We start from the raw sequence: 11,844 nt of genomic DNA, 5'->3' as shown, positions 1-11,844 counted from the left end.
ACATGGTCATCCATGTTGGTTTTTCCATTTACTATCATGAATTAAAATTTTGCCGCTACTTTTTTAACGTTTTCTAGACCTTCTTCAACAATTTGTTGTGAACGATCTGGATATTGATTGTGTCCTTCAATTACAACTGTCTCTGGATTTGTAATTCCCCAGAATCCAAGTACCGTTGTTACGTAATTAACTGCCATTTCCATAGGAGCCATTTGCTCTGAAGAGTAATCTGAACCACGAGCACCTAACACAACTACTTTTTTACCACCAACTAAACCTTCTGGGCCATTTGCTGTATATTTAAACGTTTTTCCAGCTTGAGATAAGTATGAAATATATGTGATTAATGGCGCTGGTACTGTAAAGTTCCATAATGGGAATGCAAATACAACCTTATCAGCTTCTAAAAACTGATTTAAATATTGATCTACTGTAGCAACTGCCTTCTCTTCTTCAGCAGTTAACTCCATGCCTTGGCTACGTTTATATCCACCTGAAATCGCGATATTTCCGTAATAAGGAAGATCTAATGCAAATAAATCTAATTCCGTAATTTCTGTATTTGGATTTGCTTCTTTATAAGTACTTACAAATGTTTCATACATTTTTGAACTAACTGCTTGCTCCGCTGGACGATCGTTTGCTTTTACAAATAATACTTTTGACATTGTTTTATTCTCCTCTACTTTTGTATTTTCTTCTTTTTTACCAAATAACGAGCTAAATAATCCCATTTTTTTCACCTAAACTTTCTTATCATATTCATTATTCATCATCACAAAAATTCTTATTCTAAGAAAAAGTTCCAATAGATACCTTAAGTAAAGATACAAAAAACTTTTTGTTATTTAATTACCTTATGTAAGTGATTGTAATATAGTCACTTACTTTAGTCAAGTAACTTTTAATGAAAAATAAAATCTCAATTTAAAAATATTAACTAAAATACAATTGAACACCAAATACATCTTTATTACTTGTATAATAAACTTTGAGAGGAAAATTCATATATAGAAAGGATTTATTCATGAGCACTATAGAGAAGATTCAAACTTTTATTATTCTTTTTGCTGTTACATGCGGCATCGTACTCGGACAATTTAATATGATACATACGTATTCAGACAAATTTATTGTCCCCTTCTTATTTTTCATGCTATATGGATTATTCCTCAGCATTCCATTAAAAGAAATAAAAAACGGATTTCGCAATTTAAAATTTGCTGGAACAAGTCTTACTATTAACTTCTTATGGACACCTTTACTCGCTTGGGGGTTAGGAGCACTATTTCTTTCCGATCATCCAGCACTTTGGGTTGGATTTATAATGTTAATGGTTACTCCATGTACAGATTGGTACTTAATCTTTACTGAAATAGCGAAAGGTAATGTAGCACTTTCTACTGCAATTTTACCTGTAAATTTAATTTTGCAAGTACTGCTCCTTCCCATTTATTTATTTTTATTTGCTGGTGTCATGAAAACTGTAGCGATTTCTGTTTTAGTAGAAAGTATTGTTATCGTAATCGTCTTACCATTTATACTTGCACACGCTACAAAGTTCATTATGAATAAAATGAAAAAAGCTGAAACTCTCGAGAATAAACTCATTCCGTTTTTCAGCTCTGCTCAAATTGTATTTTTAAGTTTAGCAATAGTAGCGATGTTTGCATCACAAGGTAAATATTTACTGCAAAATATGAATGTCGTTTTATTATTACTCGTTCCTGTTCTATTGTTCTTCATCATTAATTTCTTACTAGGACAATTTATCGGGCGCATCATGCATTTATCTTACAAAGATACAGTAAGTCTGAGCTTAACAACGTTAGCAAGAAACTCACCTGTTGCACTCGCTATCGCTGTAACAGCTTTTCCAAACGAGCCTCTTATCGCACTTGCACTCGTTATTGGACCATTGATTGAGTTACCGGTACTAGCTTGTGTGTCACAAGTTTTGTTGCTTATTAAGAAAAAACGGCAATATGCATAATAAAAAACGTCCCATTTTGGGACGTTTTTTATTATGGAAAGATTACATACAACACTTACTTCTTATTTATCAATACAAATGAAATTACCGAAACTACAAACGTAATAATACCAATTATAAATTGATCGGCTCTAAAAATTTTATATGTTATAGAGAATTAACTTTTCGTTACATTAACAGATCCTTTCTAATTAAAAATGATAGGAAACGTAAATATAACGAAAGCTGCCCAAAGTCCGTATATTGGCAAATACTTCGTAACGGCATCTTGGATAGCTTTTGGTCCTGATTTATTTTGCAAGAAACGCATATAGGAAAACATAATCCAAATTAAATTTGCCCAGACCAGTATGTTTACACCTAAAACAGCAAGTCTATTAGGTGTAATCCCGTAAGAAGAAAGTCTGAATACTATGGCTGACAATGCGACAGTGTCAATAATAAGCGCCAGAACAATTAAGGAAAAATTTATATAATCTGAAATGTTCTTTTTCTCGTCCGAGTCACTCTCAACGATAGAAAATATAGTAACAGCCAATACGCCAAGCAGTATTCCGTTGAAGGCCATTAGGAAATTTCGATCCAAGAATGGATTTTTCCCGACCCAAATTACCGTTATAAGATAGATAAGCAAGGTAATCAGGACGAGAGGACTAAAAATTTTAGATATGTATGGTGTAATATTTTTAGCAAGCTTAAGATTCATTGATACTAAGTATGCAGTCACAATAGCGAGAGCCGCTGCTCCAAATAAAACAACATTACTAAAATAGAATTCTCCTATATCTAAGTCAACAAAGCTAAATAAACGCATGGTGAATACCGCAAGTATCATTCCGCTCACTGCCATGCTCCCGTAGAGAAGACAATATTCTAAATTAAATTTAATATAGGCTAATCTTGTACTGCCTTTTGAATATTCATTTCCTGTAAATGCAAGCCCTACTAAGACCCATAAAAATATAGGAAGATGTAAATACGCAAGTATGGTACTGTCTTTATAATTTACTGGCAGCGTATTAAGATAATACCCGGAAATTAGGAACAACGCTGCAAGGGAATAAATAATACTTTTTTTCGGAGTATTATTGTAAACAAAATAAGCAGCAATAAAGGGAATTACACCAAAAGCCAAGTTAATTGGAGCAATTGCTTCCTGCTCAACAAAGTGGAAAATGATCCTGGTGCTTATGCCGGCCAGAATAGCTAAAAGGCCCATGAATAAGAAACCTTTTTGAAACAAAGATGTTTTTTCTTTATTTACTTTCTCCTTGAAATGCAACCTTTCATACCAAGCACCTAGAACTTGAGAATCAGGGTTTTGGTCCCATGCTTGTGAGAATGCTTTTTTAAAAGCTTTCGGATCTTTTCTATACATCTTCTCCAACTCATGGGGGTTATCCATATTTTTAACAATCAAATTGTTAATGTTCATAGTTATACCTCCTCTAATTTTAAAAATAAGGTTGTTACCTTTTAACAAAAGCACCTCACTCATTTATTATGATTTTGATTTTAATACAAGTTTTATCGTTTTACAATAAAAAGTTATTATTTAAAGGATTTTTTTTATCGTTAAATTTTATATAAAAGAAAAACAAAAGAGCATGACAGTTTTATGTCATGCTCTTTTAACAAATTAATTCTCAAATACAAAATTAATCTTATTATCTTTCCACTCTAATTTCGCATCAAACGTTTTCTCGCCCTTTTTAAAGCCTTTAATTAAATCAGTCTTTTCACCTTTTAAGAGCTTTGTCATATTCTTTTGCGAAATTGTTTTACTTAATATCTTCTTTGAAATGGTGAAATCACATTGCGTTGTATTATAGTTAGAACAACCGTAAAACGTTGACTTATCAATTACATCGCCATCACATTTTTTACAGCTACCAACCTTTTTACCCGTTGTAAATTTCGATCCTTTTCGTTCAATCGATTCAACATGTAGTCCAGTGAAATCCCACTTCTCAGACATTTCCACTGCATCTTCAATAATTTTAGCTGATAGCTTTTTCGTCTGTTCCATAAATGTAGCTGGTGAAGCTGTACCTTCACCAATTTCCGCAAGACGTTGTTCCCATTTCGCAGTCATTTCTGGTGAAGCTAGTATTTTATCACCAATTGCGGTAATTAATACTTTTCCTTTATCAGTCGCATACACTTGGTTTTTCTTTACATCTATATACTTACGGTCTTTCAGCATCGTAATAATACCTGCGCGAGTCGCTTCCGTACCTAAACCTTCTGTTTTCTTTAATACTTTCTCCAGCTCTTCATTCTCTAAATACTTACCAGCTGTTTTCATTAACGTAATAAGTTGTCCTTCTGTATAGCGCTTCGGTGGCTGTGTTTTTCCTTCTTTCACTTTCACCTTTACAACTTTTCCTTCTTCGCCTTCAGCTACAATTGGAAGAATGGTTTCGTCATCTTTATCGTCTTGGAAAATAACTTTACGCCAACCTTCTTGAATTTGCTGTTTTCCTTTTGAAATGAATTCAGCACGTTCATCTACAAGCGTTACAATCGTTGTATAGTCAAAGATTGCAACTTCATAATGAGCTGCAATAAGCCTTCTTACGATCATATCGTATATTTTCTTTTCATCACCTGATAGTCTGCTTGGGTTTGTAACTTGCTCTGTCGGAATAATTGCGTAGTGATCTGTTACTTTCTTTTCATTTACATAACGCTTGTTATTCATAATGGATTCAACCGGAGCCGGTAATAAGCCTTTATATTCATCAAACTGACTCAACTTCTGTAAAATATCAGGGAACGTCGCTGCTTCTCCTTGTGTAACATAGTTAGAATCTGAACGTGGATAAGAAACAATCCCTTTTTGATATAGTGCTTGCGTTATATCAAGCGTCTTTTTCGGTGAAAACTTAAAGGCTTTATTTGCCGTTGCTTGCAGTGATGATAAGTTAAATAAAAGCGGCGGCTGAAACTCTTTACGCTCCGTTTTCATTTCCTTCACAACAGCCGGTTTCCCTTGGCAAAATGCCGCAATTTTATTCGCCATATCAGGATCTTTTAAGCGGGATTCATTATCCTTTTCCCATTTTCCGTCATATTTCTTTCCTTCTATATTAAAGGTTGCAAACACTTCCCAGAAAGGCTCTGACTTAAAGTTTTCAATTTCTTTCTCTCGCTTTACAATCAATGCTAACGTTGGTGTTTGGACACGACCAGCAGAAAATACATCATTCATTCCTTTTTTCTTTAACAAAATACTAAAGACACGTGATGCATTCATACCAACAACCCAGTCAGCGCAAGATCTTGTGTATGCTTCGTAATACGTATTAATTGTATCTGATTCATCAAGTAGATTTTTAAATCCTTGGTAAATAGCTTGCTTCGTTAAAGATGAAATCCATAGACGTTTCATCGGCTTTTGCACGTTACAAAGATTAATAATATTTCGTACGATCAGTTCCCCTTCACGCCCAGCATCTCCTGCGTGAATGATTTCTGTTACCTGTGGATTATGTAACAGCTGTTTCACAACGTTAAATTGCTTATACTTTGACTTTGTTACTTCAAATTGAAAACGTTCTGGAATCATCGGTAATGTATTAAGTGACCATTTTTTCCACTCTGCGTGATAATGCTCTGGATTACATAACTGCGTCAAATGACCAATTGCCCATGTACAGTACGCTCCATTTGGAAATAACTCATTCGCTTCTACCTCTAAATATCCATCTTTCCGGCGATATTTAAACTGTGAAACAAGAGCCAACCCTTGATCTGGTTTCTCGGCAATAATTAATTTCATTTTATAACTCCCTATCTGTATTCCAGTGTTACTTTCATTGTCTATATGTTTAGAAGCGATGATAAAACAACAATCTTATTTATCATTCGCGGTTTGTCTCGCAAATGGGAGACCTATAATATTATACGCTTATTCTTTATGGCTTCACAATAGAAACTCATAATATAACAATTTCTTTCACATGCTTATAATTAAAAAAGACGCCCTAAAAAATCAAGCGTTCCTTTGCTTACATCTATGAAATTGTGCAGATAATATGCAGATATTAATAAGCATAAGTACCCTCCATATAAACATATGATGAAATGAACGATAGGACAAGGAGGTATCATAATGTTTGCTTATACGTTAACTACCTTAACACTTTGCTGTACCTCGATTCTTATTACATCCTATATTTCTAAACGTAAGGGTACCCTAATGGAGTATATGGTATTTATTATGTCTTTTAGTATGAGTATCGGTTTAAGTATTGGTTTTTACTTAGGCATTCTCTTTAAGGGGGAATTACTATATTCTACTTTGCTTGCTATTTTAATTAGTGGTTTTATCGGTTTCTTAATCGGTCTACGTTTTCACCTATATACTGCTTTAGAAGGAATGTTCTCTGGATTAATGGCAAGTATGATGGGAGCAATGATTACAGAAATGTTAAACGCTCAACAAGCTCATAGTATATTGTTCATTAGCCTTTTACTTACTATAACGATTACTATGTCCTGTGTGATTCAATTATTATCGGAGAACTTTTCTACTTTTATCCAACAGCGTTTTTTGTTATTACTTTCAATTAGTGTAGTAATTATCGTTGCCGTATTCGCGACATTCCCAGATCATACTCCTTCACCTGGGCATAATCAACATATACATTATTACTTGCAACAAAAATGAATAAGCAGCTATCCAAAGGATAACTGCTTCCTATTATTCTGGCTTATTAGGAATGTTTTGGTTTGGAACATAGTCAGATTTATAATCTGTATAGTTCACTTCCGTTACCATCCCTGCTGAAGCATGGTGTAAATCGTGACAATGGAACATCCACTTACCCGGATTGTCTGCTACAAAGGCTACTTCATATTCTTCACCCGGTTTTAAGTTCAATGTATCTTTTACAATTGGAGAACCTTCTATCGGTTTTCCATCTTTACTCAACACCTGGAAAAAGTGTCCGTGTAAATGCATTGGGTGATCATCCATTTTAGAACGATTTACCAACTTCACTTTTACTAAATCACCCTTTTTCACTTGAATTGGGTCAATATCCGGAAATACCTTTCCGTTAATTGTATATACCATTTCATTTCCATTCATTTGCGTATTTAAGTCCATATTATATGTGGCAGTATACTCTTGATTTAATGTGAAACTACCTAATTTTTTAGTACCATATTTCATTATATCTACTTTCGGTAATTTTTCTTTTTCGTCTGCTTTATCTTTCATCTCTTTGCTGCCATCATACTCAATAACAGCTTTCATTCCTTTTGCACCTTTATTTTTTGAATGGTCTTCAACATACCATTTCCCAGGATTATTAGCAGTAAATTCAATATCATAACGTTCACCCGGTGCGATTGAAATTACTTTATCCTTTATAACTTTTGGATCGTTTATTGGTTGACCATCTGTCGCAATTACTTTTATATCATGACCGTGAACATGTATATCATGTGATAGATAACCAGCATTGACGAGTCGAAGACGAACTTTATCTCCCTTATTCACTTTCAATGGCACTACTAAATCACCGCTTTTTCCATTGATTGTGAATAAATCATACATACTCATATCATGACCTTCCATCTTCATATTTCCATGGTCCATTCCTTCCATATTACTAGAGTCTTTTTTATCACTACCCATGTTCATATCAGAATGATCCATGCCGTTCTTATCATCATTCTTTTCCCCATTTTCATTACCTTTAGATTTATTACCTATTTGCCCTTTTGTCATTTCTTTTAACTGCTTTTTAATTTCTTCTTTATCTGTAACCCATTCATCCAACATTAATGTGTAATCTTTATCATATTTTTCCTTTGTATCTTCTACAATGAGCGCTCCATACAAACCTCTATCTAATTGATTTACAGAATCTTGATGCGAGTGATACCAGTACGTTCCTGGTACGTTCGCTTCAAATTCGTAAGTGAAACTTTTTCCTGGTTCAACTGCATCTTGTGTCACGCCTGGAATTCCATCCATATTATTTGGGACAGGATATCCATGCCAATGAATAGATACTGGTGCAGATAATTCATTTTTTAATGTCACTTTCACCTTTTCACCTTTTTTCACCCGAATTTCTGAACCAGGAGATGAGCCATTAAATGTCCAGACTGGAACAATAACACCGTTACTTAATTTTTGCTTTTCTTCTTTCGCTATTAAAGTAACTTCTGGTCCTTTTTCAACCTTCAATGGTGTTGTAGCTGTTTCAGTCTGTAGTGTTTTTTTATCATTCATATTTTTATGATCATTTGTTGTATTTGTCGTCACAGAACAGGCAGCAATTAAAAATATTACAGAGACTGTAACGGCTGCTAATACAAATCGCTTCATGGAAAATCCCCCCTTTTTCTTTTTCAAAATCATTATAGAAGTTGATTTTCAAGAAAATAAGGAGATGTAATTAGATCTTACGTAAGCTAATTGGAAGATTACTAAAAGCGGAGACATTACAAGAGGCGAATATTTTAGAAATACAAAATATTTTCCTTGTAGCGACTATACTAGCCGTTCTCGTATTTGTTTTGACGTTATTTCTTAAGAAACAATAACACTGCTATTATTAAATAAGAAAAATGTAGCTAAAATACTCTTCACAAAAGAACTTAGATTTTTGTATAATAAGAACTAATGTTCTTTACAGACAATGGACTCAAATTACACAAATATATCAAATAGAAGAGGATTGATATACGATGAAAATTGATAGACCAAAAATTTCACCAGAGTTATCTTCAAAGAATTTTCAAGATATTTTTTATGAAGAAGATCCAACATTAGAAGTCTGTGAAATTATAGACTCCACTTTCGAAAATGAATGTGTAGATAGAGTGCGATTGTATGATGCAGTGATAAAGAATTGTAAGTTTACTAATACAGACTTTAGCAATATTGATATTACAGATGTTTGTTTTGAAAACTGTGATTTATCAAATGTTAATTTAAGCAATTCTTCTGTTCACAGAGTCGAATTTAAAAACAGTAAATTAATCGGAGTAAATTTCACAGAATCTAGCTTAGGAAATGTTAAATTTGAGAATTCAATTTTGAATTTAGCGGCATTTGGAAATTCCAAACTAGAAAAAATCATCTTCAATGAAACTTCATTAAATAATGCAGATTTTTTTGACTGTAAACTTAAAAAAGTTGAATTCCAATTATGTAGTCTTGATGAAGCTAATTTTGATCAGACATCACTGAAGGGGATAGATATTAGTTCTTCTACCTTTGATACACTTACAGTTTCAGTGAACGATTTAAGAGGATGTAAAGTATCAACATATCAAGCTGTTCAGTTTGCTACTTTATTAGGATTAATAATTAAAGATTAGTATTTCGAAGAAAAGAACCCTATCCCGAATCATGGATTTTTTAATTGTCCACGGTTCGAGATAAAGTTCAAATAAATTAGTGATGACTCTTTTATTATTTAACTACAGCTTGGTTTCCTTTTACATGTTCATTATTTACACTCATAAATTCTTCAATTTCTTCAACTTCCCTAATGATATCTTTTGACAAGTTTTCATACCCGTCTTTCGTTACAAGAATGTCATCTTCAATACGAATTCCAATTGATTCTCCTTCAATATAAAGACCAGGTTCAATTGTTATAACCATACCTTCTTCTAACACTCTATCTTTATATGTTCCTACATCATGTGTATCTAAACCAAGGAAATGGCTGACACCATGATAATAGTATTTTGATAACTCTTCATCTTCTTGAATTAAACCAATTGCTTTACACTCTTCTGCCAGTACCTTTTTTGTATGCTCATTTAATGCAGCGAACTTTAATCCTGGCTTAATAAGCGCTGTTGTTTCTTTTAATGCTTTTAATACAATATTATAAATTTGTTTTTGACGACTAGAGAATGTTCCATTTGCCGGGAATGTATAACTAATATCAGCGTTATAGTAGTCTTTTTGAGCACCTAAATCTAGTAATACTAAGTCACCATTTTGAATTTGTGCATCATTATCTTCATAATGAAGAACTGTAGCATTTTTCCCACTCGCCAAAATTGTATTGAACGCATGGTGCTTAATGCCAGATGATTTCAGTGTAAAATCAAATTGAGCTTCTAATTCATACTCCATCATGCCTGCTTTTGCATTTTTTAACACATTGTAAATACCATCTTTCGTTACAGCAATCGCTTCTTTAATAATTTCAATTTCTTCCTCTGTTTTAAATACTCGTAATTCACAAATGTTCGGATATACATTACCAATTGTTACGTGTGGGTATTTTTCTCTTACATGTTTAGCAAATGCTAATGTTTTTGTCTCCGTACCATTCCAATCACGACGTTCTATATCTAAATATAGATGCTTCGCATTTTCTGTAAAAAGTATATTTGACATTGTCTTTTCAAAGCTATCTAAATATACAACTTTCTTTATACCTGAAATTCCCTCTGCTTCTTCGCTAGAAACTGTCTTCCCAATCCATTTTTCCATTACTGGATCTGATTTTTCAATGAAAAGTGTCTCTTCTACACTATTCCCAAACTTTTTCAGCATAAAAATAACATTTGGTTCATCGATTCCCGTTAAGTAATAAAAATTACGATTCGGTACAAATTTATAATGTGCATCAGCTGACATATGCGGTGCTTGTCCCGCAAATAAAATCGTAACGGATTCATCAGGTAATGTTTTCGTTAGTCTTTCTCTATTTTGAGCAAAAAATGTTGATTTCATAATAATCCCCCTAGTGTTCTATGTATGCTTGTAAAGCTAATTGTCCTCTGTTATTCATTTTATTATTGTTATAATTTTTCGTCAATTTTTAACCTTTTAGATGGTGTTGACATAATAAAAATTAAGCGTTAAAATAACTATATATTAGTAAGTAACTAATATAATTAAATCTAACTAGAGGTGAATCAAATGAAAAACATTTTATTCCGTATTAACGAATTGTCAAAAAAAGAAAAAGCAACTGGATTAACAGTTGATGAAAAACAAGAACAACAAATGTTACGTCAAAACTATACAGAAACATTTCGTGGAAGCCTAGATTCCATTTTATTAAACACAAAAATTGTTGATCAAAATGGTCTTAACGTTACACCTGCTGCATTACAAGATGCTCAAATACGTTTAAAATTAAGCAAATGAGTTCCGAGCTAAAGAATTCTAATAAAACATAAAAAGAGCTGGATTTCCTATATAGAAATTCCAGCTCTTTTTATTGTCTTTTTTAATTTAGTAAACGAGCGATACATCGCAATTCTCCACGACACAATCATCGCAAATGCAAGTAAGAAAAACATTCCGCTTAACTCTGCCAAATCAATTGATTGGCTTAAATATGACTTTAATGCCACGCGTACAGCTAATAAGCCTACTAAAATAAATATGAATGCTTTTGACGGTTTCATAAATATATGTTCGCCTTTTATTTCGAACTTAGTTGTTTTAATAAGAAAAATAGAGAAAATAAGCCCTATACTAATTGCCTCGACTATTTCTAACGATGTTAATCGAAACTCTGGTAAAAAGTACATCATTGCGCCTGTACTCATAAAAATTGGCGGCAATATAATTTTCTTTTTCGTTACCGGCTTTTTCGCTGCTTTAAAACGTAGAAACATTACCCCAACAGCCATACAAACTGCTACGACACTTGATAAAAGTGCTATCATACTTTCCACTCCTATCTATTTAAATGACTTTTTTAACAAAATCATAAACCAATAAGTAACTACATGCCACATTATAGAATTTCTTCATTATATTCCTCCTGCTGTAAACTTTCCATATTCGCTGCAATCATTTTACGCAAAGTTTATGAACGGAATATGAACAAAAAAGCCATTCTGCA

General features: G+C 33.0%; 10 protein-coding genes. 4 read left to right on the top strand and 6 right to left on the bottom strand.

From position 1 onward, the window contains the following. Positions 1–41: 41 nt before the first annotated feature. Entirely contained in the window at positions 42–734 is a 693-nt protein-coding gene (locus DN401_RS03450; protein WP_000522517.1) for an FMN-dependent NADH-azoreductase, read from the bottom strand. A gap of 293 nt (positions 735–1,027) precedes the next feature. Between DN401_RS03450 and DN401_RS03445 the strand changes: the two genes are divergently transcribed. Beyond that, a complete protein-coding gene (locus DN401_RS03445) occupies positions 1,028–1,993 on the top strand; it encodes an arsenic resistance protein (RefSeq protein ID WP_000103810.1) in 966 nt (321 codons plus the stop codon). 187 nt (positions 1,994–2,180) lie between these two features. Here the strand turns inward: DN401_RS03445 and DN401_RS03440 are convergent, their stop codons facing one another. Both DN401_RS03440 and topB read right to left on the bottom strand, forming a co-directional pair. Next, positions 2,181–3,428 (bottom strand): DUF4153 domain-containing protein, encoded by a 1,248-nt coding sequence (locus DN401_RS03440; RefSeq protein ID WP_001024722.1) that lies wholly within the window; start codon positions 3,426–3,428, stop codon positions 2,181–2,183. A 204-nt stretch (positions 3,429–3,632) separates the two neighbouring features. Then, positions 3,633–5,777 carry a DNA topoisomerase III gene (gene topB / locus DN401_RS03435; protein ID WP_000766771.1) on the bottom strand — a complete coding sequence of 715 codons (2,145 nt, stop codon included), beginning with the start codon at positions 5,775–5,777 and terminating at the stop codon, positions 3,633–3,635. A 333-nt stretch (positions 5,778–6,110) separates the two neighbouring features. On the opposite strand from topB, the gene DN401_RS03425 reads away from it, so the two are divergent. Next, a complete protein-coding gene (locus tag DN401_RS03425) occupies positions 6,111–6,668 on the top strand; it encodes a hypothetical protein (protein WP_100650754.1) in 558 nt (185 codons plus the stop codon). Between the two features lie 33 nt (positions 6,669–6,701). Here the strand turns inward: DN401_RS03425 and DN401_RS03420 are convergent, their stop codons facing one another. Continuing rightward, positions 6,702–8,342 carry a multicopper oxidase family protein gene (locus DN401_RS03420; protein ID WP_100650752.1) on the bottom strand — a complete coding sequence of 547 codons (1,641 nt, stop codon included), beginning with the start codon at positions 8,340–8,342 and terminating at the stop codon, positions 6,702–6,704. 362 nt (positions 8,343–8,704) lie between these two features. Between DN401_RS03420 and DN401_RS03415 the strand changes: the two genes are divergently transcribed. Next, the gene (locus DN401_RS03415; RefSeq protein WP_000687265.1) at positions 8,705–9,340 is read left to right on the top strand and encodes a pentapeptide repeat-containing protein; all 636 of its coding nucleotides are present in this window, start codon (positions 8,705–8,707) and stop codon (positions 9,338–9,340) included. 94 nt (positions 9,341–9,434) lie between these two features. Here the strand turns inward: DN401_RS03415 and DN401_RS03410 are convergent, their stop codons facing one another. Continuing rightward, positions 9,435–10,718: an aminopeptidase P family protein gene (locus tag DN401_RS03410; RefSeq protein WP_149287518.1), complete on the bottom strand. Its 1,284-nt coding sequence runs from the start codon at positions 10,716–10,718 to the stop codon at positions 9,435–9,437. Between the two features lie 189 nt (positions 10,719–10,907). On the opposite strand from DN401_RS03410, the gene DN401_RS03405 reads away from it, so the two are divergent. Next, positions 10,908–11,138 carry a DUF896 domain-containing protein gene (locus DN401_RS03405; RefSeq protein ID WP_000789782.1) on the top strand — a complete coding sequence of 77 codons (231 nt, stop codon included), beginning with the start codon at positions 10,908–10,910 and terminating at the stop codon, positions 11,136–11,138. 47 nt (positions 11,139–11,185) lie between these two features. Here DN401_RS03405 and DN401_RS03400 read toward each other — a convergent pair whose 3' ends face one another. Next, positions 11,186–11,665, bottom strand: a complete 480-nt coding sequence (locus DN401_RS03400) for a CcdC family protein (protein WP_000561075.1) — start codon at positions 11,663–11,665, stop codon at positions 11,186–11,188. Between the last annotated feature and the right edge of the window lie 179 nt (positions 11,666–11,844).

The organism is Bacillus sp. BF2-3, from assembly GCF_008368795.1.
Lineage (GTDB): Bacteria > Bacillota > Bacilli > Bacillales > Bacillaceae_G > Bacillus_A > Bacillus_A cereus.
This window is presented reverse-complemented; position numbering and strand designations above follow the sequence as displayed.

What these genes read in the sequence shown, in the direction of transcription:
- DN401_RS03450 (WP_000522517.1), bottom strand. Translation starts at nt 734, where the DNA reads ATGGGATTATTTAGCTCGTTATTTGGTAAAAAAGAAGAAAATACAAAA.
- DN401_RS03445 (WP_000103810.1), top strand. Translation starts at nt 1,028, where the DNA reads ATGAGCACTATAGAGAAGATTCAAACTTTTATTATTCTTTTTGCTGTT.
- DN401_RS03440 (WP_001024722.1), bottom strand. Translation starts at nt 3,428, where the DNA reads ATGAACATTAACAATTTGATTGTTAAAAATATGGATAACCCCCATGAG.
- topB (WP_000766771.1), bottom strand. Translation starts at nt 5,777, where the DNA reads ATGAAATTAATTATTGCCGAGAAACCAGATCAAGGGTTGGCTCTTGTT.
- DN401_RS03425 (WP_100650754.1), top strand. Translation starts at nt 6,111, where the DNA reads ATGTTTGCTTATACGTTAACTACCTTAACACTTTGCTGTACCTCGATT.
- DN401_RS03420 (WP_100650752.1), bottom strand. Translation starts at nt 8,342, where the DNA reads ATGAAGCGATTTGTATTAGCAGCCGTTACAGTCTCTGTAATATTTTTA.
- DN401_RS03415 (WP_000687265.1), top strand. Translation starts at nt 8,705, where the DNA reads ATGAAAATTGATAGACCAAAAATTTCACCAGAGTTATCTTCAAAGAAT.
- DN401_RS03410 (WP_149287518.1), bottom strand. Translation starts at nt 10,718, where the DNA reads ATGAAATCAACATTTTTTGCTCAAAATAGAGAAAGACTAACGAAAACA.
- DN401_RS03405 (WP_000789782.1), top strand. Translation starts at nt 10,908, where the DNA reads ATGAAAAACATTTTATTCCGTATTAACGAATTGTCAAAAAAAGAAAAA.
- DN401_RS03400 (WP_000561075.1), bottom strand. Translation starts at nt 11,665, where the DNA reads ATGATAGCACTTTTATCAAGTGTCGTAGCAGTTTGTATGGCTGTTGGG.